The 22,474-nt window shown below is 41.4% G+C and carries 19 protein-coding genes; 9 read left to right on the top strand and 10 right to left on the bottom strand.

Going from position 1 to position 22,474, the window contains the following annotated elements; translation table 11 throughout:
* Nucleotides 1-188 precede the first annotated feature (188 nt).
* Together rppA and rppB are read left to right on the top strand one after the other, a co-directional pair.
* Nucleotides 189-896: a two-component system response regulator RppA gene (rppA, locus tag VB732_RS17275; RefSeq protein WP_323232191.1), complete on the top strand. Its 708-nt coding sequence runs from the start codon at nt 189-191 to the stop codon at nt 894-896.
* The gene (gene rppB / locus VB732_RS17280; protein ID WP_323232102.1) at nt 893-2,293 is read left to right on the top strand and encodes a two-component system sensor histidine kinase RppB; all 1,401 of its coding nucleotides are present in this window, start codon (nt 893-895) and stop codon (nt 2,291-2,293) included. The genes rppA and rppB overlap by 4 nt, the downstream gene beginning before the upstream one ends.
* A 32-nt stretch (nt 2,294-2,325) precedes the next feature.
* On the opposite strand, the gene VB732_RS17285 is transcribed toward rppB, so the two are convergent.
* From VB732_RS17285 to VB732_RS17300, 4 genes are all read right to left on the bottom strand, one after another.
* Nucleotides 2,326-3,426, bottom strand: coding sequence for an ABC transporter ATP-binding protein (locus VB732_RS17285; RefSeq protein WP_323232103.1), 1,101 nt, complete (start codon nt 3,424-3,426; stop codon nt 2,326-2,328).
* Between the two features lie 4 nt (nt 3,427-3,430).
* Nucleotides 3,431-4,294, bottom strand: a complete 864-nt coding sequence (locus tag VB732_RS17290) for a carbohydrate ABC transporter permease (protein ID WP_323232105.1) — start codon at nt 4,292-4,294, stop codon at nt 3,431-3,433.
* A gap of 2 nt (nt 4,295-4,296) precedes the next feature.
* The gene (locus VB732_RS17295) at nt 4,297-5,208 is read right to left on the bottom strand and encodes a sugar ABC transporter permease (protein ID WP_323232106.1); all 912 of its coding nucleotides are present in this window, start codon (nt 5,206-5,208) and stop codon (nt 4,297-4,299) included.
* Nucleotides 5,209-5,307: 99 nt separating this feature from the next.
* Nucleotides 5,308-6,627, bottom strand: coding sequence for an ABC transporter substrate-binding protein (locus tag VB732_RS17300; RefSeq protein WP_323232107.1), 1,320 nt, complete (start codon nt 6,625-6,627; stop codon nt 5,308-5,310).
* Between the two features lie 173 nt (nt 6,628-6,800).
* On the opposite strand from VB732_RS17300, the gene VB732_RS17305 reads away from it, so the two are divergent.
* A complete protein-coding gene (locus VB732_RS17305; RefSeq protein ID WP_323232108.1) occupies nt 6,801-7,265 on the top strand; it encodes a cupin domain-containing protein in 465 nt (154 codons plus the stop codon).
* 336 nt (nt 7,266-7,601) lie between these two features.
* Nucleotides 7,602-7,808, top strand: coding sequence for a hypothetical protein (locus VB732_RS17310; protein WP_323232110.1), 207 nt, complete (start codon nt 7,602-7,604; stop codon nt 7,806-7,808).
* On the opposite strand, the gene VB732_RS17315 is transcribed toward VB732_RS17310, so the two are convergent.
* From VB732_RS17315 to VB732_RS17330, 4 genes are all read right to left on the bottom strand, one after another.
* A complete protein-coding gene (locus tag VB732_RS17315) occupies nt 7,805-8,797 on the bottom strand; it encodes a hypothetical protein (RefSeq protein WP_323232111.1) in 993 nt (330 codons plus the stop codon). The genes VB732_RS17310 and VB732_RS17315 overlap by 4 nt on opposite strands.
* 579 nt (nt 8,798-9,376) lie before the next feature.
* On the bottom strand, nt 9,377-10,876 hold the full coding sequence (locus VB732_RS17320) for an acyl-CoA synthetase (protein ID WP_323232112.1): 1,500 nt from the start codon (nt 10,874-10,876) through the stop codon (nt 9,377-9,379).
* Between the two features lie 310 nt (nt 10,877-11,186).
* Nucleotides 11,187-12,167, bottom strand: coding sequence for a magnesium transporter CorA family protein (locus VB732_RS17325; protein ID WP_323232192.1), 981 nt, complete (start codon nt 12,165-12,167; stop codon nt 11,187-11,189).
* 41 nt (nt 12,168-12,208) lie between these two features.
* Nucleotides 12,209-14,269 (bottom strand): tetratricopeptide repeat protein, encoded by a 2,061-nt coding sequence (locus tag VB732_RS17330; protein ID WP_323232113.1) that lies wholly within the window; start codon nt 14,267-14,269, stop codon nt 12,209-12,211.
* Nucleotides 14,270-14,626: 357 nt separating this feature from the next.
* Between VB732_RS17330 and VB732_RS17335 the strand changes: the two genes are divergently transcribed.
* Nucleotides 14,627-15,505 carry a hypothetical protein gene (locus VB732_RS17335; protein ID WP_323232114.1) on the top strand — a complete coding sequence of 293 codons (879 nt, stop codon included), beginning with the start codon at nt 14,627-14,629 and terminating at the stop codon, nt 15,503-15,505.
* Nucleotides 15,506-15,526: 21 nt separating this feature from the next.
* Here VB732_RS17335 and VB732_RS17340 read toward each other — a convergent pair whose 3' ends face one another.
* Nucleotides 15,527-17,398: an aspartate kinase gene (locus VB732_RS17340; RefSeq protein ID WP_323232115.1), complete on the bottom strand. Its 1,872-nt coding sequence runs from the start codon at nt 17,396-17,398 to the stop codon at nt 15,527-15,529.
* A gap of 122 nt (nt 17,399-17,520) precedes the next feature.
* A complete protein-coding gene (locus VB732_RS17345; RefSeq protein WP_323232117.1) occupies nt 17,521-18,090 on the bottom strand; it encodes a Uma2 family endonuclease in 570 nt (189 codons plus the stop codon).
* Nucleotides 18,091-18,323: 233 nt separating this feature from the next.
* On the opposite strand from VB732_RS17345, the gene VB732_RS17350 reads away from it, so the two are divergent.
* The 4 genes from VB732_RS17350 to VB732_RS17365 all read left to right on the top strand — a co-directional run bounded on the left by VB732_RS17350 (nt 18,324) and on the right by VB732_RS17365 (nt 22,297).
* Nucleotides 18,324-19,586, top strand: coding sequence for a proton extrusion protein PcxA (locus VB732_RS17350; protein WP_323232119.1), 1,263 nt, complete (start codon nt 18,324-18,326; stop codon nt 19,584-19,586).
* Between the two features lie 434 nt (nt 19,587-20,020).
* Complete coding sequence (locus tag VB732_RS17355; RefSeq protein WP_323232120.1) at nt 20,021-20,497, top strand: hypothetical protein; 477 nt, start codon at nt 20,021-20,023, stop codon at nt 20,495-20,497.
* A 167-nt stretch (nt 20,498-20,664) separates the two neighbouring features.
* Complete coding sequence (locus VB732_RS17360; protein ID WP_323232121.1) at nt 20,665-21,570, top strand: polyphosphate kinase 2 family protein; 906 nt, start codon at nt 20,665-20,667, stop codon at nt 21,568-21,570.
* A 109-nt stretch (nt 21,571-21,679) separates the two neighbouring features.
* Nucleotides 21,680-22,297 (top strand): chemotaxis protein CheB, encoded by a 618-nt coding sequence (locus tag VB732_RS17365; RefSeq protein ID WP_323232122.1) that lies wholly within the window; start codon nt 21,680-21,682, stop codon nt 22,295-22,297.
* Nucleotides 22,298-22,474: the final 177 nt, after the last annotated feature.

The raw sequence follows: 22,474 nt of genomic DNA on the forward strand, positions 1-22,474 counted from the left end.
AAGTGGCGTATTTAACGACCCGCTTCACCAGGCGCTAGTAAACTCTCGAACTCACAAAAGCATAAAAGGTTTCATAATCACTCTTCACAATGGATACTGAATTAATTTGCCAAAGGGCAGATGAAATCCAGGTGAAATTGCAGATGTTTTTGTAAGATCAGAGCTTCATGGTTGATTTCCCTGGAGCAATGCGAATTTTACTGGTGGAAGATGAAGCAGATTTGGGACTGGCAATCAAGCAAGTCTTAATTAGTGAAAGATATGTCGTGGATTGGGTAACAGATGGTACTCAAGCATGGCTGTGCCTGGAAAGCCAATGGACAGACTACACAGTTGCTATTGTTGATTGGCTGCTGCCCGAAATGTCGGGATTACAGTTATGTCAAAAGCTCAGACTACACCAAAATCCCTTACCAGTGCTGATGCTCACAGCTTTGGGTCAGCCGGAAAATCGCGTGGCGGGGTTGGATGCGGGTGCGGATGATTATTTAGTCAAACCGTTTGTGATGGAAGAATTGCTGGCACGGTTGCGGGCCCTTCAGAGGCGATCGCCTCAACTACAACCATCCACCTTGACTGTTGCAGGTTTTACTCTGGATACAGCAAACAATGTCCTACGAGTAAATTCAGATGGATCTACGCCCCTAGTCATTCCCTTAACCACCAAAGAATTTCAGATGCTCATGTATTTGATGCAGAATCCCAATCGCATCATTCCCGGTAGTAAATTGCGTCAACAACTTTGGGACATGGATGAAGAACCGATTAGTAATGTAGTTGCGGCGCAAATGCGCTTACTACGTCGCAAGTTAGCAAATCATGGCTGTCCCTGCCCGATTGAAACCGTTCCAGGTGCTGGCTATCGTTTTAACTCTCAAGTTGATTCTCGGCTATGAATAGCTACTCTCTTTTTCGGCGCAGTCGTCTACGGTTAGCCCTTTGGTATGCCGGAGTCATGGGCGTGATTTTGAGTGTTTCTGGCTTGGGGATGTATCGCGCAATGGTACAGACAAACTGGGCAGCAATGGAGCGCGAAATTGAATCAATTGCTGGAACTTTACACGATAGCGTTGAACCACTGTTACCGCCTTCCGAAGAACCGACTGCTGTGCTGCAACAAATTTTTCCTGATCTTTGTGTAAGTGGACAACCTTGTAAGGCTACCCCAACGCTGATTCAACGGCACACCATCGGCATCAGCGATCGCACCACATATTATATTCGGCTGTTCAATCATCAAGGGAAACTCCTGGCTTTTTCACCCAACCAACCGCTATCTCTGCCGCCAACTCTCAACCGCACTTCATGGCAAACCTTTCGCACGGCTAACGGCATTCGCTATCACCAATTCACCACGATTTTGCATAGCGCCAATACCCATCATCTAGCTAATGAAGCAAATGTAGAATCATCCTGGGGCTATTTGCAAATTGGCCGCACTTTAGAACATTTTGATGCGGAAATCAGGCGGATTCAATGGATTATGGCGATTGGTTTGCCTATTGCTCTGAGCTTGGTTGCTACTTCCAGTTGGTGGCTTTCAGGATTAGCAATGCAGCCGATTTACCAGTCCTATCAGCAACAGCAACAATTTACCGCTAATGCTGCCCATGAATTGCGATCGCCCCTGGCTAGCCTGTTGGCGACTGTGGAAGCTATTCTCCGCATACCGCAATCAAATCAACAAGATATGCAAATAATGCTTCATACTATTGAGCGACAGGGGCGAAGGTTGAGCCATTTGATTGCAGACTTACTCTTGTTAACCAGTCTGGAGCAAAATTCACATGAGCAAAATTTAGGGGCAAAACCTTTTCAGCCCTGTTGCTTAAATGATTTGGTGAGCGATTTGACCGAAGAATTTTTAGAACTGGCTACTGCTGCTGATATTAACTTAAGCTGCCAAATTCCCACTTGCGAGATTTATACTCTAGGTAATGAATCGCAACTTTACCGTTTAGTGTCAAATTTAATTGCCAATGCCATCCAGTACACACCCAGAGGGGGATATGTAACTGTTAGCTTAGTCAAGAGTGATTACACTGCGGTCATTGCGGTGAAAGATACGGGGATTGGGATTGGGCTTGCTGATCAAAAGCGAATTTTTGATCGCTTTTACCGTGTTGACGGCGACCGCTCTCGTAAAACCGGAGGCACAGGTTTAGGGCTAGCGATAGCTGTGGCGATCGCCCAAAAACATCAAGCGATTCTAAAAGTCGAAAGTCAGGTGGAAAAAGGTAGTATTTTTACGCTAGAGATGAAAGTTTTATCTTCTAAATATATAGAAAATTGATCACACATTAACTTCCGAAATTGCGATTTTTACTAGTCCTTCACATTTAACATTTGTCTCTTGACAAGCGCATGGCCAGATTGAACATCAAACCAGTGAATATCTTCAGGAGGTAATGTCAGTGTAATATCTTCAGCACTCCAATTTTGGTCTGTTGGTAACAAAGCACGTACTGTAATAGCTCCAGTTTGTGAACCCTCAACCCTGACACTGAGCAAATAGTGCATACCCAAGTTTTCTACTAGATACACTCGCCCTTGGATAGTTTGGGTATCACCTGGTTGGGCAATGCGAACATTTTCTGGGCGGATACCTAGCACAATCTGGGGTGGTACAGTTGGGATATTTGGCAGAGGTACTTGAAAGTCCCCTAGTATTGCGTATCGTTCTTTGCAAGGAAGAGTTAGCAAATTCATCTGAGGACTACCAACAAATCCAGCCACAAATAAATTAGCTGGATGATTATAGATGATTTCGGGTGGGTCAAGTTGCTGAACATAGCCATCGTTGAGCAAAGCTACTTTCGTGGAAAGTGTCATTGCTTCTGTTTGGTCATGGGTAACATAAACCACAGGGACTTTTTGATCTGCAAAAATTTGTTTGAGGTCGGCTCGAACTCGTTCGCGCAACAGCGCATCCAAGTTACTTAAGGGTTCATCTAGCAGATACACATCGGCATTACGCACCAAAGCACGACCAACCGCAACTCGTTGGCGTTGACCTCCAGACATTTCGCCAGGCTTGCGGTTCATTAAATCTGCTAATCCTAAAATTTCTGCGACTTCTGCCACTCGCTGTTTAATTTCTGTAGGTGGTACTTTTTTCAGCTTGAGTCCAGAAGCGAGGTTGTCGTACACTGTCATGTGCGGATACAGGGCATAACTTTGAAATACCATTGCGATGTTGCGATCGCCTGCTGACTTATAGGTGACATCCACCTCGTTAATCTTAATCTGACCGCGAGTCGGTTCTTCAAGACCTGCAATCATCCGTAAAACAGTGGATTTGCCACAGCCAGAAGGGCCAAGTAAAGTCAGAAACTCATTGTTATCTACTGTTAAGCTAACGTCTTTGACCGGGACGACTTTGGAAGTATAAGTTTTATTTAAATTTTTGAGTTCGAGTTTAGCCATTTTTTTATCCTTTAACAGCACCAGCAGTCAGACCTTGGACAATCCGGCGCTGGAAAAACAAAACTAGTAAAACCAGAGGTAACGTTCCTACAACAGTAGCAGCAGCGATCGCACCATAGGGAATTTCAAATACTGTCGCACCACCCAACTGAGCAGCAGCAACGGGAATCGTCTTCATCTCTTCACGAGTCATAAATGTTAGAGCGAAGATAAACTCGTTCCAGGCAAAAATAAAGGTGAGAATTCCAGTAGTTACTAAGGCGGGAAGGGTCATAGGCAACACGATTTGCCACAGTAGTTGAAAGGTGTTGTAACCATCGACTCTAGCAGAATCTTCTAAATCTTTAGGTAATTGTTGGAAAAAGCTTCTGAGTACTAAAATTGTTAGAGGTAAATTGATAGCAGTGTAGGGTATAATCAGCGCCAGATAGTTGTTGCCTAATCTAAGGGCTTGGATAATTTCTAACAGTCCCAGAAACAACAGAATTCCCGGAAATAAAGTCACCATCAGAACGCTAGCGAGGATAGCTCGTTCACCCCAAGGGCGTAACCGTGCCAGCGCATAAGCAGCAGGTGCGCCTATCGCTAAAGCTAAAGCTGTAGAAGTAATGGACACAAAGGCGCTGTTGAAGATGTAGCGCCAAAATGGACGACGAGTGAATAATTCAATGTAATGACTAAAAGTGAATCGCGTGGGGAAATAAACAGTAGGAACGGCAGCAATATCTTCGTTAACTTTAAACGAGGTCAGCAATTGCCATAAGGCTGGCGCTAGGCTGAATAACATTACAAATGCAACCGCTATTAGCAGCAGGATTTTTTTCAGAGAAAACCTAGTTTTTGCTGTCGATTGTGGAGTTGAACTCATAGTTAAATAACTCCTGATGTTTTGGCACGGGATTTATTAAGCAAGAAACTAGCGATCGCCACCGCAGCAATTAATATTAAAAATGTCACTACTACTAGCGCTGCTCCATAACCAAAATCTAAGTAGCGCATCACCGTAGAATAGATATATAGCGACACCACTTCAGTTGCACCACCAGGGCCACCCCCGGTCATCACAGCAATCAAGTCGAAAATCCCAAAAGCTTGAGCAAATCGAAATAGGACTGCAATTAAGATTTGTGGCAACAGCAGTGGCAGAGTAATATTACGGAAGCTTTGCCAAGGATTTGCCCCATCGACAGAGTAGGCTTCGTAGAGGTCTGCTGATATCGACTGCAAGCCAGCCAACAGCAGAATACTGATAAAGGGTGTAGTTTTCCAAACATCAGCAAAGATTGCTGCACCCATCGCCAGAGTAGGATCTCCTAACCAGTTAATTCCAGTTGTAATCAGCCCTAACCGCCGCAGAATATCGTTTACAACCCCAAACTGGTCGTTAAAAATCCAAGCCCATGCCAGACCAATCAGAGCAGTAGGCAAAGCCCAAGGTAGAATGGCTATTGTCCGCACTATGCCCCTTCCAAAAAACGCCTGATTGAGAACTAGGGCAATCAAGAGTCCTAGCAGTAGTTCTGAAAGCACGGATGCTGTCGTGAAAACGGCCGTCGCCGAGAAACTCTGCCAGAAACGACCGTCCCCTGCCATCCGCACATAATTTTCTAAACCAGAGAATACGGGTTGTAGTTCCGTTCCCAAATTCCTAGTAAATACACTTAACCAGAATGCTCGTAAAATCGGGTAGGCAAATACAAACAACAACAGCAATAATGCTGGTGTTAGTAAAATCCAAGCAGTCCGTTGTTCTCGGCTTCGGAGTGTATGCATATTAGTCATTAGTCATTAGTCATTGGTCATTTGTCATTGGTCATTCGGGACTGGTTATTAATTCTTCTCCCCCTGCTCCCTGCTCCCCTGCTCCCTGCCCCCTGCTCCCTACCCCCTGCCCCCTGCCCCCAACAGTCGGCGTGTTTCATTAGCAGCAGCTTGCATTGCTCTTTCTGGATTTGTCCGACCGGATAGGGCAGCGCTGAGATAACGCTGTAAGATATCTGAGGTTTGGGCATATTGCGCGACTGGCGATCGCAAAACTGCATTGTCCACAACTTCCAGTAATTGCGGATAGTGGGGATATTTGGCAACAATCTCTGGGTCTGTGAATAAATCCCGGCGACTTGGTACATAGCCTGCACTCAAAATGAATCGGCGCTGTGCCTCCCGACTGGTAAAGTACTGAATTGCTTTCCAAGCTTCTTCGGGATGTTTAGAAGATTTAGAAATCCCTATACCCCAGCCTCCTAAACAAGCTGCACTAGTTTTACCAGGAGCATGAACCATCGGTTTAATTGCAATTTTGCCTCGGATTGGCGAATTTTTTTCTTGGGCTAAAGGCCATGCATAAGGCCAACTGCGTAAAAAGGCTACTTGACCACTTTGGAATAAACGCCGGGTGTCTTCTTCCTGGTAGGTTGTTACCCCAGGAGGAGAAACGCCTTGGCTGACGGTACTACGCAAAAACTCAATTGCTTGTAATGTTTCTGGGCTATCCAGCCCAACCTCCAACGTTTCGGGCTTAACCCAGAAGCCACCAAAGCCATTAAGGACTTCCACAAACATTGCCACGAGCCCTTCATATTGCCGCCCCTGCCAAACGTAGCCCCAATTAACCTTGTCTTTCTTCTGCAAGACTTGGGAAATTCGCATTAAATCCTCAAAGGTTTCTGGCGGTTTCAATCCTGCTTCTTTGATTAAATCTTCCCGGTAGTAGAGCATTCCTACGTCAGAACGCACGGGAACGCGGTACAACTTGTTCTGGTAACGTCCGCCTTCTACATCCTTGGGTGAAAATACTGCCAACTCTTGCTTGGAAATGCGATCGTCTAGGGGTAACAACCATCCAGCAGCAGCAAACTTGGGTGTCCAGATAACATCCATATTCACCAAGTCATAAGGGGATTCACCTAAGATAAAAGATGAGGTATACAGGTCTTCGAGCAAATTTGTGGCATTCGGCCCCTCAACTAAATTAATCCGAATGCCTGGGTTTTCAGCCTCAAAGTCTCTAATCAAACCCTGTTTCCAAGGTTGGGCATCAGGGGCAGTAATCAACATACTGAGGGTAACTGGTCGCTGCGAGAGTGCTACCCAATTGAACAATATGATACTTAACAGAATTGTCAGAAAAATCCCTATATGCAAAAAACTTTGTTTTTGGATGAATTTTTGCAACTTGTTTATTGGATTTTGGTACAACATTATCAATGTAGCGATCGCTAGTGGTAATAATTATATAATTATCTTTGAACGTAACCGCGTTCACAGCCTGTTTACGAGGCTTAACTATTCCTAATACTTATTATTGTTTCCGCTTTTCTTCCTAGATTATACTAGCAATCTGCAAAACAAGCTTTTCATAAGTAGGAGCGTTGATGAGTTTACCAGTTAAAGAAATTGTCTTAGCGCCAGGGGAAGGTAATCATCTAACTACTGGTAATAGCGAAATAACATTTAAGGTCGTTGGTGCTGATACTCATGGTCATTTAGGATTGTTTGAAAACTTAATACAACCCGGTGGAACTGCTCCAGTACTGCATATTCATCGACAAATGGAAGAAATGTTTTACGTTCTGGAAGGAGAAGTAGAAATTCAAGTTGGCAATCAAATAGTACAGGGGCAACCGGGGGCATTTGTTTTGGTTCCACGCAATACGCCTCATACATTTGCTAATCGAGGAACTCAGGCTGCAAAATTATTAATCATGTTTTGTCCAGCAGGAGAACGCGAAAAGTATTTTGAAGGGTTAGCCGAACTGCTCAAGGATGGTCAAAAACCAGACAAGAAAGCTCTTGTAGAATTGATGGCGAAATTTGATCAGGAGCCAGTAGAGATTTAATTATTAATAGTGTTGTGTTAAGTAGGTAAACATAATTAATTACACAATGTCATTGCGAATGCAGCGAAGCGAAATGAAGCAATCGCAAGGGCTGGGATTGCTATCTCTACGAGACGCTCCGCGAACGCTTCGCTCTCAATGACTGTAATTAATTTTGCGTAGTTACTTATGCCTGATACCATTTCTCTGTGAAGCTGCTCTAAATCTCTTAATTTCTTATTTCTTGGCGTACTTGGCGCTCTTGGCGGTTCGTTCTTTATTTCTTACACTTATAGGCGCATCTTCATACAGAATTGGTATGAGTTACTTATGCCTGGTTCAGGTATTAACCTTATTATGCAAAACCTTCCCTCTCCGACTCGGAGAGGGACAAACTTTAACTTTAGTTCAAGGCAGGGAGAGAGAGAGGTTGGTCGAACTCAGGTTTTATTAATCAAGAAACTCAAACAAAAAATAGAAAGACTTCGTGGTAGTTCTGATATAGATAGCAAAACATCATCAAAACTACCATCAATTGCTCTCCTCAAAAAGCCAGAACTCTAATCGCTAAAACTTTGCGTTTTGAGCAATTGGTAGCGGTCAATAAATAAAGTTATTCCCGTTGCAACTAAAGTCACTGCAACTAACCCAGCTAGGGCAGTCAGAGTAAGTGCATCGGGGGAAGTTATCGGCTGGGCCCGCAATGCTTGCCAAGTGAATAGGGACATCAGCATAGCATACGCAAAACTAGCAATCCACATTAGAGCCGTCTGTGTGCGCTGTTCTAGGTGTGACAAAACTGAAGTAATGAACCAGCTTACTAATGGTAAAGCTTGCACGGCATGGATACCCAGTAAATGAGGAAGTCGTATGTCACCCCCCTGAGTACTTAAATAAAGTATGGGGATACCAGGGCCACCGTCTTTGACTCCCACGCTATGAGCGCCAATATGTAATACTGGCTGACTTGCCGCCAATGCCGAATTCTGTTCAGGTGTAGGTAGAGTCATGAAAAAGCCCAAGCCCATACCAATAAAGGTTAAGAAAAGCGAAAACCGTAATGCGATCGCTAAAACAGGGTTATCCAAGCGTTCTAACAGTAATAAAATAGCTGTAACCAAAGTTGCTGCCCAAAGGAAAAGCAGGGCAATTTCCATAAATTTCCAGAGGGCTTCATCTTCAGGAGTACTAAAGTTGAAGTGACTAGTTGTACCTCGTATTACCTGAACTATAATGACTATTATTTGTACAACTAATGCAAAAGCTGTGACATTTGCAGCCAAACTAGCAAGTCGCTGATGTTGTTTGAACAAACCCAACAGCCATACAAAAGTGAATGAATACACTGAAGTTGAAAACGCAAACTTACAGGGTTTGAGCCAAGCGGGTGCGCCAGTAATAACACGCTCATCAATCAGCAGTCCTGGCAACATTAACAGCAATAGCACAAAAGTGAAAACACCAACGAAGGTCATCGGCGCATTCATTCTCCAAAATTTTTTGAGACTTTGCTGAAGATTAAGTCTCTGTGAGTAGAAATTAAAAAGAGACATGAGGAGTTAGCTCCCTTCATATTAAAAGGCTAAATTCAAAGACTAGTAAATCTCGGTGTATTTTATTTATCTCATCTAAATTTATAGACTGAAATAAATATTCCAAAAGCGTGAAAATGTAAATACAGTTTTTTAAGAGGTACAAAACCTATATTTCAAAGCCTTGCGTAAATTCTGTTTTCCTTCTGAATTCTGACTCCTGAATTCAAAATTTTGCTGTATTATATCGTGTCCGGCAAATTACTTATGATATGTCATTGCGAGTGCAACGAAGTGGAATGAAGCAATCGCAAGGCTTTTGGGATTGCTTCTCTTCGTTCGCAATGACAATTATTTAACCGGACATGATATTAGTAGTTGATAGAAAACAGCTAGTAATAACACCATAATTGCTTTTGTGAAATTGTAAAAACTATTCTTTGGTAGATTCTAATTTCATCCTTATGCAAGACAACTATTTGTTTTAATGGTGCTTATTTGCTCAATTAACATCAGGGAATTGTATCCAAGCTGATGTCACCTTTTCACACACCCTCTTGACAAATGTGCAATTACCTCAACCTTTAACTGATGCCATTATCAAAATAAATCAACCACTGTTGGCTTAGTCACTTTCCCCATAGCGTTGCGCGGTAATTCTTCAACTATCAAAATTTGGGTTGGCACTTTATAAACAGCTAATCGCTCTTTTGCCCAACTCCTAAAAGCTTCTAATGTCAAAGGTTGTAACCCTTGCAATACTAATGCAGCACAAACTCGTTCACCCCACTCTATATCTGCAACCCCAACCACTGCACATTCTAGAATATCTGGATGCGATCGCAATACTTCTTCAATTTCCAAAGCTGAAACTTTATATCCTCCGGTTTTAATGATATCCACACTCATCCGTCCCAGAATACGGTAGTTGCCATTTTCAACTACTGCGGTATCTCCAGTACAAAACCAGCCATCTTGGAAGGCTTTGGCGGTTGCTTCGGGGTTTTGCCAATATTCTAGAAACACTCCGGGCCCTTTCACTTGGATTTCTCCTGGTGTTCCTGTTGGGACTAAATCTCCGTTTTCATCTACTAATCTTACTTCGACTTCAGGCAGAGGCTTTCCTACATATCCAGCCAATCTTTCACCGTGTAAAGGGTTTGATAGCGCCATACCAATTTCCGTCATCCCATATCGCTCAAGGAGAAAATGGCCGCTAATACTTTGCCATTTTTCTAAAACTTGAACAGGTAATGCTGCCGAGCCGGAAACCATCAGACGCATCTTAGCACAGCCTTCTGACATACTTTTTTGGTGTTCTTTAGAGGCATTTTCCCAAGCAGTAATTAGCTTTACATAAATTGTTGGTACTGCCATAAATAAGGTTAAGTTACCGTCACAAATTCGCCTCCAAACGGTTTCGGTATCAAACTTGCTCAACAGATGACACTCCGCCCCAGCCCATAAAGCACAAGTCAGGACGTTAATAATTCCATGAATATGATGTAGTGGAAGTATATGTAAAATGCGTTCGCTAGATGTCCATTCCCAAGCGGTATTTAAGCTAGTCACTTGCGCTTGAATATTTTGATGGGTTGTAACCACACCCTTCGGTTTACCTGTTGTACCGCTAGTGTAGAGAATTAAAGCGCGTCTAGTGATATCTACCTCTGGAAGACGAGCAATATTAGATGGGAGGGTTTCTGAGGTAAGGATAAATCTTAAATTTAGTGATTCGGCGAGCGATGCCTGCGGCGGTAAACTACGCAGCATACCCTCAAAATTAGGATGAGCAACAATAATCGATGCTCCAGAATTGGTAATTACATACTCCAATTCTGGGCGTGGATGGGAAACACACAGAGGTACAGCTATGCCACCAGCACGCCAAATCCCCCATTGGGTGGCTACATACTCAAACCCAGGCGGGACGAGAAAGGCGACTCGCTCCTCTTGTAAATCTTCTCTGTTCTGAAGAAGACTTGTTGCTATTTGACTGGAAGTGTGGAGCAAATCTCGATAAGTAAATGCTCCATCCGTTGTAGCAATGGCTATTTTCTGGTTGTGTTCTTCAGCACGGATAATCAGTGGGAGATTCACGTTTATTTACCGATTTAGGGTTGATTCAGTCAACTTCAGCGAATAGAATTTGCGGCTATACAAACAAAGTCCACCTTTCCTGCGGAACGCTACGCGAACGTGGACTAATACAAAATCAAAGATTCTTAACCCACGAAGGTGGGTTTTGTCTGTGTAGACGCGGTTTCTAACCGCCCTTTTAACGTTAAGTTGACACTTACTTACGTAAATGAGAACCGCTATATATAGTAATCCTATTTGCTTTCCACCGACAGGCTCAGATCCCCGACTTCTTGAAGAAGTCGGGGATCTTTTTATTGGTAACTTGATACTACAACCAACGTTGTTTTTTGACATAAGCAATACTACAAATCACAATTAATACCATCACGCAGATCACAGCAGGATAAGCCCAAGGTTGCTCTAGTTCCGGCATATATTTGAAGTTCATCCCATAGAAACCAGACATGAAAGTAATTGGTAAGAATACGGTCGATAGGATAGTCAGACGATTAATTCGTTCGCCTGTTTTACTAGCAATATTATCACGCTGAATTTCCATTAGTTCTGACATCCAAGCTCTCAAAGCTTGATATTCTTGCCATAATTTATCAACTTGATGAACCAATTCTTCTTTGAATAGTTCTTTTACCGGCTGGGTGATCCATTGGAAATCTTCGGAATCCATAATAGTCATAAGTGACTTAATGCTTTGAAAATTACGCCGTCCTGAACGAGTCGATTGCCTCATAGCGGCAATTCTTTGGTACGTTGATTCATCACCAGAATTATCTAAAACTTCGTCTTCTAAATCATCAAGTTTTCTAGAAATATAGTCAAATACAGTATGGTAATTATTCAAAATTTCTTTAAAAATCAGATAGAATAGGTAGTCAACTCCCCATTTTTTAATATCAAGAGGGCGCTTTTGCAAATTATTAGCTAGAATGCTTAAAACTTTCAGTTCAGTGATTTCAAATGTAATGATAAAATTATTTCCAACCACAATATTGCCACGTGCAACTTCAAATTCATTGTTTTTTGTTTGAGCAGTTAGAATTTCATAGCTATCAAATAAACAATCTTCTACGTCTTCATCAATTCCTAAAGGGGAATGGTTGAAAATCATATTAACGCGAGATGGATCGAGTTCAAAGTGCTTGGTAATTTTGGCAGTTCCAGTGCGATCGCGGAACTGAATACAGCGCAACCAAATATTGTGAGAAGTATCAATCTTTTTCAGTACTGTATCGACATCTCTATGGGTAAATATTTCCAGATTATCTGGATAAAAAGTGAGGAGAATTAGCATAGGGATCATCATACAATTAAATGACGGTATTGAGTCATCGCTCAGTTTTTTTCCGTTTTCCCCGATTTAGGACGAGAATTTTTTGCTGGTGCTGACTTATTTTGCAGAATCGCAATTTCTCTCTGTGCATCTTGATAGCTATCTTTTTCACCTCGCTGCTGGAAGAGTTTTGCAGCTTTTTTGAAATCTGCGATCGCACCTTGTTTATTTTTCTGCTTGGTGCGAATCACACCCCGGTTATAGTAGGCTAAGGCATTGTTGCCATTAATTGCGATCGCGCGTGAATAATCCTGATTTGCAGCTTTTTTATTTCCCAGTTCGAGATAGGCGTTACCACGATTGTTGTAAGCTGCTACATCATTAGGATCTAGTTGCAGGGCTTCAGTATAATCTTCAATAGCACCTTTATAATCTCCGAAAGAAAAGCGATGAATACCTCTGTGAATATAAGCAGCAATAAATTTAGGATCAATCTGTAAAATAGTGTTGTAATCTTCAGTAGCTTCGACTTTATTTCCTAAGTCGCTGTAAACATCACCTCGATTAAGATATGCTTCTATATATTTGGGATTAATGTTAATTGCGTCTGTATAATCTTTAAGGGCTGCATGTTTTTGGTTATTAATAGATTGAGTTAAACCCCTTTGATAATAAGCTTTAGCATCACTAGGATTAATCTTAATTATTGTATCAAAATCTTTGATTGCTTCAAGTCTTTGTCTGAGGCGACGACGGAGAATTCCTCGCTGTAAGTAGGCTTCGGTATATTGAGGCTTGAGGGCGATCGCTTTGCTAAAATCTCCAATTGCGCCTTTATTATCTTTCAGTTGAGCACGGGCTAACCCCCGGCCATAATAAGCATAAGCATCTTCAGAATTTAACTTAATCGCTTGAGTATAGTCTGCGATCGCTTCTTTATATTTACCTAATCCCGAAAGAGCAAATCCTCGATCAAAATAGGCATTACCATCTTGAGGATTGAGTAAAATTGCTTGGCTAGAGTCTGCTTGGGCTTGCTCATAATCTCCTAATCGATAATAAGCATCACCTCGCTTATTATAAGCCAAAGCATTTTGCGGATCTGATTGAATAACCTGATTTAAATCTTCAACCGCTCCTTCATAGTTTCCTGTGGCATATTTATTTAATCCTTTTTGGTATAATGTCTGTTGAGCATCACTTACAGGTTTTGGCAATCTCAATTGCCATACTCCAACACCAATTGCAATACAGCTAGCTACCCCCGTGAGAACTAGTAATAATTTTTTCTGATGCTGTTTTTGCTGTTCGTGTTCAACATTTGCGATCTTTTTGAGATCGTCTAAAACTTCCGTTGCATATTGGTAGCGCTTACGATAGTCGAAGCGTACCATTTTATTAAGAACTATTGCTAATTTTCTGTTAACTTTTAGATTCTTGTTCCACCAAACAATTTCACCTGTCAGCCGATTTTTCTGACTCCGCAATTTAGATATTTCGTTTTCAGATAAACCTAGAAGTGCTGCGATCGCAACTATACCTAGAGCATATATATCACTGTTATACTTAACGTTATCGTTAATTTGTTCTATAGGCATATATTCGAGATGATCGACAGTATTAGTTATGGCTTCATTCAAAATACCAAAATCAACTAAAACTAACTTTTGATCTGATTCTCGGCGAATAATATTTGCTGGTTTAATATCCCGATGAATTATACCATAGCTATGTACAATCACTAAAATTTGTAATATCTCTGATAAAAGATTAATTACTTGGTCTTCACTCAGAGGTTTTCCTTGGATAATTTCGTTAGTTAAAGGATTACCAGGGATGAATTCGTGAACTATATAAAACTCTTCGTTCTCTTCAAAATAAGCAATTAGCTTCTGAATTTGGTCATTTTCCTGACCTAGCTTTTCTAAAGTTGCTGTCTTGCTGGCAAACAAGCGATGCAGGATAGTTAAAGCTTGAGGATTACTACTAGAACTACGTAACTGCCTCACTATAAATCGGCTGCTAGGAAGATTAGCATCTTCAGCTAGATAGATTTTTTCCTTTTCTCCATCATTCAGAACTTTTAGTATTCGGTAACGTCCATCCAGTAAATGAATACGCATCAATATAAATATAGTCTGATAAATTATTTAATTATAGCTTACGTATTATTACTGCTACTTTGTTAAAGAAAATAGAAAAATTATGTCATTTTGGCAAGTAAAAGTATTAATTATTAGCTAATGCTGCATATTGCTTGTAATATTTATTCATTAAGAGATTGTTACAAGCTTAACCCGCTTACATATTACCAGATTTAATTAGGCTTTGTAAGCCTAAACAGGCTTGGTAAAGCAAGTAAATACACACGGAGGGGGATATTTTGATCTGGATTATTCAGCAATCCCACTCATGACATTTAATCCTTAAATAAGGTAAAAAAATAGTAGGTTGAATTATCTATAAATCCAGATAAAAAATTGAAAATCAACGTATTTGGGCGAAAAAAAAGCTTGGTAGCTAATGCAAAGCGTCAATTGCTCAAGGCGCTCAATTACCGTGATATCGCTGCTATTAATAGCTTAATTGTAGAGTGGCAAAGGATTCTGGGATCAGAAAAGTTAACTGATCTGATTGTTAATGAGGTAATAGTTGAATGCGACTCTGACAGCCACAGTTGGTTTTGTCAAATTTTTCTTGGACAAGCCCAATATGAACAGATGGCAGAAGAGGCTCAAGGTAACGTCTTTCAAATTTTAGTGAGTAAAGGTTTGGAACCGGGCAAAGACTTTAGCTCTGGATATGATCGCAGTCTGATTATAGGCGATCGCGCCAAGCAAGTCCTACTTACCCAAGTGCCACAGGAGCATCAGGCAGCATTTGAAGCACAGTTAGAATCCTCATTAGTTTTAGATCCAGTCACCGCCATCGAACAGCAGTTAGGGTGTGCATTTTTTACTAATTTAACTGACATTGCTATCCAAGAAATGGAGTTACTGAGTAATTCTCAAGCGGCGGCTTATCTTGGAGTGCTGTTAGCTGGATTAGTATCGCGTCATCCTCAGCTGAAGGATGTTGATTTTCCCACAAAATTTATTGTCAATGCTCTCCAAAGACTATCGCAAGAACGAGCAATGGCAATTTTGAACGATCCAGAGACAAATCCCCAGTTCGATGAAATGATTATCTTTGGACATTTATTAGCAGCAATGGGAGATAAAGAATATCACCGCATTGCTGATGAAGAAGGTGGTATCAGTCTAAATCAACTTAAAAAACTTGATTTAGTTTGGTGTGGTGAACGCCGACTTTCAGAAATGGTAGCCATGATGGAAAAATGGGCATTTCAAAATAGATAATCAGCAATTCAAAATTTAGTTTTACGCTGGCACGACAACTTTTTCACTACCAGCTAGTTCAAAAGCGGCATGAATGGCTTGCAAAGCTTTAACACCTTGCTCTTGGGCGACGACACAACTAATTTTAATTTCTGAGGTGGCAATCATTTGAATATTAATTTGGTGTTGGGCTAGCGCTTCAAACATTTTTGCAGCAACACCTGGTTGTCCTACCATACCCGCACCGACAATACTCACTTTAGCGATCGCACTATCTAAAACAACTTCACCCCATCCTAACTCTGCCGCTACTTGAGTAAGCATTGTTTTGGCATTTTCTCCATCCATCCGCGAGACTGTAAAGGCAATATCTCGTCGGGGAATACCATCGATTACCCGGCAACGCTGAGATTGAATAATCATATCAACGCTGATATTATGCTGTGCCAATAATCCAAATAGCTTCGCCGCCATCCCTGGCCGATCTGGTAATTGCCGAATAGCGAGACGCGCTTGATTCAAATCCAAAGCAACACCGCGCACAGGAGTAGAGACGCGATTAATCTCGTCTGTACACGAGTTAGGAGTTAGTATTTCTCCCCTGCCCCCTGCCCCCTGCTCCCTGCCCCCTGCCCCCTGCTCCCTGCCCCCTGCCTCTATTTCAAAGGCAGTGCGGAGTGCAGCGACAGCGCGATCGCATTCTGCGGCATTGACTACACAACTTACTTTCACTTCGCTGGTGGAAATCATCTGAATATTCACGCCAGCTTCGGCTAAGGTGGCGAACATCTTTGCAGCCACGCCGGGACGGCCAATCATTCCTGCACCTGCGATGCTGACTTTGGCAATGTTATGTTCTAGCATTACCTCGGCTTCGTCAGATTTGGGATGAGATTGACTCCTCAGTGCTGGGGCGATCGCTGCTGCTACTGCTTCTGCTCGTTTTAAAATTGGTGTGGTGACAGTAAAGGCAATGTCATTACTATTACCCTCATGAATTGACTGAATAATCAAATCTACGTCTACTTTTTGCCGAGAAATTTCGCCGAATAACCTTGCTGCTACGCCTGGTTTATCGGGTACGCGCAACAAAGCTACCTTTGCTTGGTCAGTGTCAAATTCTACAGCATCCACCGGGAGAGCAATTTCGAGATTAATTAACGATCGCCCTTGGGGTTTGGCTGATGTTACCCAAGTACCGGGGGCATCTGTCCAGCTAGACCTAACTACAAGGGGAACACCATAGTTGCGAGCAATTTCCACAGCGCGGGGATGCAACACTTTTGCACCTAAGCTAGCTAGTTCCAACATTTCATTGCAGGTGATGGCATCCATCAACTGGGCTTCGGCAACTAAGCGGGGGTCTGTAGTCAGAATCCCTGGAACGTCTGTATAAATTTCACAAAAATTAGCTCTTAATGCGGCTGCGATCGCCACCGCCGAGGTGTCAGAACCACCACGCCCCAAAGTTGTAATTTCCATTTCCCCGGCGTTGGATGTGCCTTGGAACCCTGCTACAACAACAACTTTGCCTTCATTTATATGGCGACTGAGACGATTAGTTTCAATATGCAAAATTCGAGCGCGGCTGTGTTCGGCTTCGGTAACAATTCCTACCTGAGCGCCAGTCATAGAAATTGCTGGTTGTCCAAGTTCTTGCAAAGCCATGCTGAGTAAGGCGATCGTTACTTGTTCGCCAGTAGAAAGCAGCATATCCATTTCCCGGCGGTTAGGATTGGGAGAAATTTCATTAGCTAGTTTGACGAGTCCATCGGTGGTTTTGCCCATTGCCGAAACCACTACAACAAGAGAGTTTCCAGCTTTGACAGTTTTATAAACACGCCCTGCAACAGCTTGAATGCGTTCCACTGAACCGACAGATGTACCACCGTATTTCTGAACTATGAGCGCCATAACTTTTATGCAATCAATTGTGTCTGTTTTGCTCAATGCCTCCGCCGGGTTAGGAAGCGTTGAAGATATTAATAGATATTTAGTGTACTAAAAATTGTGTAGCATACCCAATCATCAGTTGATTATTCAAAAATTACATCTTCGTAAAGTGCTGCCATTGTTTCCTCAAAATCCACGCTGTTGAGTCGAAATGATTGATGTTCTGCTGTGTAGGATTGTAAAACCCACAGCCCTTGCTCATTGCGTCGAAAACACTCGACTCGCTGACGTTTGGTATTAATTAATATATACTCTTGCAGACTTTCTATTGTTTGATAATCGGCGAATTTGTCGCCTCGGTCAAAGGCTTCTGTAGAATTAGATAAAACTTCGACAATTAAACAGGGAAATCTTTTATAACTTGGCGTTTCTTGATCTCGTTGATCGCAAGTAACCATCACATCAGGATAATAAAAACGATTCAGAGATTCAATTCTGGCTTTCATGTCAGCGATGTAAACACGACAACCAGAACCGCGTACATGATTACGCAGGAGAGCGAACAGGTTCCCGGCTATGGTAACGTGTGAATCAAGCGCTCCAGCCATTGCGTAGATGTAACCGTCTATATATTCATGCTTGATATTGCTCTGTTCCTCCATTTGGAGATAGTCTTGGACGCTGAAGTAGTTTTGTTGGGGTGAGGCTATCATGTTGAAACTTCCAAGTTTGAGTGATGCTAATTTATAGAGTAGCGTTTGCGATCGCTTGTAGATTTACACTTTAAACTAGAGCATAGACATATTCCTCTTTAAGCTCTTTACTCTGTATTCTCTACGTCTCTGTGGTTAAAAAATTACTTCCTTCGTACTGACGCAAAGCTACACGGATGGGGGCAATTTATGAATTGCCCCTCCCGGAAAGTCAAGGTTTATTTATATATGTAATGAAAAATTCATTTACTAGAATAGCAGAACTACTCCGCCAAAATTTTCAAGAGTATTTGCGATCGCTGAATAATTGGTTTTTAGATACACCAGAAAGATCACTCTTAGAGGCTCAACAAGCAGCCCAGAGAATTAAAAACATTGAGGTAGAACATTTTGGCGGCAAAAAAATCTCGTCAAAATCAGTAAATTATACTGAGAATGTGATGTCTTACTGGCAAGGATACCTTGATAAAAATTTAACTATTATTAAAATCAGGCTTGCAGAATTCCGTCTTAGTCGGGGAGTTGTCAATATCTCGAATTCTGTCTTATTGGACAACTTAAAAATAATTGACGAAATTGTAGAGAAATATGCTATCAAAGATGAAGCACCCAATCCTCAATCAATACCAATTAACCAGAGTCAAATTAACAAACAGCCAGACTCATCTAATATTAAAAATATTAATAACCTGCTTCTAAATCAACAAACTGGGACTTTACCTGGTTCTGTTGGCAGAAATATAAATAGAATTAAAAGAGAACTTTCTCCTCAGACAGAAGAAGAGTTTGTTAGAAATTTTCGAGTTTCTAAAAATAGGACAAAAATTGCTATTAGATTTTTTATAGCTTTAATTATCATACCTACTTTGACTCATGTTTTATCTAAAGAATTATTAATAATTCCCATAGTAGAAAAAGTGAGAGGAGAGAATATATCTCAAGTCTTCATTAATTCTGATATGGAACAAGAAGCTCTGCATGAATTATATAATTTTCAACAAAGTTTGAGGTTTAAGTTTTTACTAGATCAATCATTACCACTATCCTCAGAAGTAATACAAGAAGAACTAAAAGATAAAGTAATTGATGTATTTGAGAGATTCAAAATAAGAAGTAATAACTCTATTAGTAATATTTTTGCTGATTTGATATCATTGATTTCTTTTAGTATATTTATTTTTTTGAGCAAAAAAGAAATTGTGGTTGTGCAATCTTTTATAGATCGTATTGTTTATGGACTAAGCGATAGTGCTAAGGCATTTTTAATTATTCTATTTACAGATATGTTCGTAGGATTTCACTCACCAGAAGGGTGGGAAGTTATTCTTGAAGGATTGACAGAACATTTAGGTTTGCCAGCCACTAAAAACGCTGTATTTTTATTTATTGCCACATTCCCAGTGATTTTAAACACCATTTTTAAATACTGGATATTCCGTTATCTCAGTCGCTTATCTCCGTCGGCATTAGCTACATTAAAAGAGATGGATGATTAATTAGAAACAGAATTCAGGAATCAGGAGCAAAACCGGAGACGCTTCTCCCGGATTTCTCACCACACCTCGAATAAAGGAGTAATGAGTAGTGAGTAAGGAGTAATGAGTAAAATTCTTAACTTATTACCTGTTACTCATTACTTATTACTTATACGCAAAGCAGCTTGTGAGAAATCCGGGTTCTGAATTCTTTTTTAAAATTATTTTGACGAATTTCTCGCCGGGAGCATCCACTTTTGGAAGAAATACTGGGCGATTGGAAATCGCGGCTACACAAACGAAGTCCGCCTTCGCGGACTCTCTGAAACCCGCGAAGGCGGGTTTAGTTTGTATAGCCCCAGACTTCTAGTCTGAGGGCAATCCGCCAAAAGTGGATGCTCCTTTCTCGCCTGATTCGCTAGGCTATGTATATCCTGGTTCTTCTAAAGCGTACTATGGATTTTGAAAGTAAAGCCAATACCCCAACTTCTACAGACAATATAGACTTTGCTCAACCAACTACTACTCGTAAGCCATTGCAACTGTTGCGAGATACTGAGGCTTTACTACGCCGCCCAACTGTAGCAACACTGTCGCCGATTTTGCCACCAAAACTGAGCAATAAATTGCAAGCAACCTCATCTTTAGCAGATGACTCGTTTAAGGAATTGGCAGAGATTGACCTAGACAGTGTTAGTGATTTTGAACTGCGACCTGTACGAATTCATGTTGGTTTAAGCTTTATTGGTTTTGGGGCGCTGATGATATTAGTGCTGCTGCTGTACTTAAATACGTTGCATCCAGAACTCAGCACTGGTGAGCAGATTCGACAATATTGGTATCAATATGTTTGGTTTGTCAGCTTGGGTGTTGCGGGGATGTTTATGTTAGGGCGAGAAGCGATGCGTCCTATGCCAAAGCGAGGGAAATAGAAATAATTCGTAATTCGTAATTCGTAATTACATTTGCTGACTCGCTACGCTGCGCTCTAAGCAAAGCTATGCCGCAGGCTTTACGTAATTCAGAATTAAGTTTTATAAAGGGGATTTAAAAAGAGCTGTACTGAGTTTTGTTCAAAAATAAAATAGGAGTCCTATATATGAATTACGATGCCTTCATTGTTCCACCAGGTTCAAAGATTTCTCTGAAAAAAAACTATGATCCAGCTTATAAAACTGATTTTCATCAAAAAGCTGATGCTGCAACCAAATTACAGACAGATGTTGAGCGATTAGCAAATTACCAAAATATTCTCTATGCTCAAAACACATATTCTTTGCTGATTATTTTTCAAGCAATGGATGCTGCTGGTAAAGATAGCACAATTAAGCATGTAACCTCTGGGGTTAACCCGCAAGGATTTCAGGTCTTCAGTTTTAAGAGTCCCAGTACGGAAGAATTAGACCATGATTACCTGTGGCGAACAACTAAGGCTTTGCCAGAAAGAGGCCGGATTGGGATATTTAACCGTTCATACTATGAAGAAACTCTAGTGGTTCGTGTCCATCCAGAAATGCTGAGAAAGCAACAACTTCCTTATTTTCCTGATGGGAATAAGATATGGAAACAACGTTTTGAAGAAATTAATAACTTTGAAAAATATTTAGTAGACAATGGTGTGATCGTTCTGAAGTTTTTTCTCAATGTTTCTAAAGCAGTGCAGAAAAAACGTTTTTTAGAACGGATTGATTTTCCTGAAAAGAATTGGAAGTTTTCAGATAGCGATGTCAGAGAACGAGCTTTTTGGGATGATTATATGAATGCTTATGAAGATGTTTTCAATAATACTAGTACAGAATGGGCCCCTTGGTATATTATTCCTGCCGATCGCAAATGGTTTACACGCCTGGTAGTCGCCAATATCATCTGCACAAAATTGGAAGAACTAAATCTGCAATACCCGACACTTAGTGAAGAACATAGGCAGCAACTTTTGCAGGCAAAGCGTATTTTAGAGCAGGAAGATCAACAGATAAGCTCAACAGATAAAGGCAAAAAACAGTAAATTAGTCCAAATATACTGTATAATTTCTATAAAGAAAGATGAGTAATTGTAAATTTACTAATGCTCTTTAGAGCTAACAAGCTTGGTTGGTACTGACAGCCGAAAAATCATGATTCAGACGGCAAAAGATGCCAACAATAATCCACCTCATTTGACTAATGCTGCCTTTGATATTGTAGCGATCGCAGCCTCAGCAGGCGGACTCACTGCTCTAATTAAACTGCTATCGGCTCTACCCGCAGAATTCCCAGCCGCGATCGCTATTGTGCAACACCTTGCCCCAGCACATCCCTCACTCATGGCAGAAATTCTTAATCGGCGCACAGATATTACCGTCAAGCAGGCAAAGGAGGGAGATAATCTTACCCCAGGAACGGCTTACATTGCTCCTCCCAATCGTCACTTGTTGGTTAAGGATGACGGCACGCTTTCCTTATCACAGTCGAAATTAGTACATTTTTTACGTCCTGCGGCTGACCTATTATTTGAATCGGTTGCAGCCATTTATAAAGAAAGAGCGATCGCTATTGTGCTAACTGGAACGGGTAGCGACGGCGCGATAGGAGTAGAAGCAATTAAAAAAATGGGCGGTACTATCATTGTCCAAGACGTAAAAACTGCCGAATTTTCCGGGATGCCCTCAGCTGCAATTCAAACTGGCAACGTAGATTTCATTCTCCCCTTAGATAAAATCTCCAACGCCCTGGTGACTTTAGTCGTAGGATAATCTAACTAAGCGAAATTATTGTTGCAATAAGGCAGGGGGCAGGGAGCAGGGGGCAGGGAGCAGGGGGAGAAAGAGTTTGAGTCTTATTTACTTTTGTTTACATAGTTTGATTTTATTGCACCGACTTACTTACAGCGTTTTTCAGGTAAATGAAGTACACAGGTAGGGGCACAGCAG

Origin of the sequence: Nostoc sp. UHCC 0252 (genome assembly GCF_034931145.1) — a bacterium.
Lineage (GTDB): Bacteria > Cyanobacteriota > Cyanobacteriia > Cyanobacteriales > Nostocaceae > Nostoc.

Bases quoted from the DNA above. Each gene is read 5' to 3' on its own strand.
- rppA (WP_323232191.1), top strand. From the start codon at position 189: ATGCGAATTTTACTGGTGGAAGATGAAGCAGATTTGGGACTGGCAATC.
- rppB (WP_323232102.1), top strand. From the start codon at position 893: ATGAATAGCTACTCTCTTTTTCGGCGCAGTCGTCTACGGTTAGCCCTT.
- VB732_RS17285 (WP_323232103.1), bottom strand. From the start codon at position 3,426: ATGGCTAAACTCGAACTCAAAAATTTAAATAAAACTTATACTTCCAAA.
- VB732_RS17290 (WP_323232105.1), bottom strand. From the start codon at position 4,294: ATGAGTTCAACTCCACAATCGACAGCAAAAACTAGGTTTTCTCTGAAA.
- VB732_RS17295 (WP_323232106.1), bottom strand. From the start codon at position 5,208: ATGACTAATATGCATACACTCCGAAGCCGAGAACAACGGACTGCTTGG.
- VB732_RS17300 (WP_323232107.1), bottom strand. From the start codon at position 6,627: ATGTTGTACCAAAATCCAATAAACAAGTTGCAAAAATTCATCCAAAAA.
- VB732_RS17305 (WP_323232108.1), top strand. From the start codon at position 6,801: ATGAGTTTACCAGTTAAAGAAATTGTCTTAGCGCCAGGGGAAGGTAAT.
- VB732_RS17310 (WP_323232110.1), top strand. From the start codon at position 7,602: ATGCAAAACCTTCCCTCTCCGACTCGGAGAGGGACAAACTTTAACTTT.
- VB732_RS17315 (WP_323232111.1), bottom strand. From the start codon at position 8,797: ATGTCTCTTTTTAATTTCTACTCACAGAGACTTAATCTTCAGCAAAGT.
- VB732_RS17325 (WP_323232192.1), bottom strand. From the start codon at position 12,167: ATGCTAATTCTCCTCACTTTTTATCCAGATAATCTGGAAATATTTACC.
- VB732_RS17330 (WP_323232113.1), bottom strand. From the start codon at position 14,269: ATGCGTATTCATTTACTGGATGGACGTTACCGAATACTAAAAGTTCTG.
- VB732_RS17340 (WP_323232115.1), bottom strand. From the start codon at position 17,398: ATGGCGCTCATAGTTCAGAAATACGGTGGTACATCTGTCGGTTCAGTG.
- VB732_RS17345 (WP_323232117.1), bottom strand. From the start codon at position 18,090: ATGATAGCCTCACCCCAACAAAACTACTTCAGCGTCCAAGACTATCTC.
- VB732_RS17350 (WP_323232119.1), top strand. From the start codon at position 18,324: ATGAAAAATTCATTTACTAGAATAGCAGAACTACTCCGCCAAAATTTT.
- VB732_RS17355 (WP_323232120.1), top strand. From the start codon at position 20,021: ATGGATTTTGAAAGTAAAGCCAATACCCCAACTTCTACAGACAATATA.
- VB732_RS17360 (WP_323232121.1), top strand. From the start codon at position 20,665: ATGAATTACGATGCCTTCATTGTTCCACCAGGTTCAAAGATTTCTCTG.
- VB732_RS17365 (WP_323232122.1), top strand. From the start codon at position 21,680: ATGATTCAGACGGCAAAAGATGCCAACAATAATCCACCTCATTTGACT.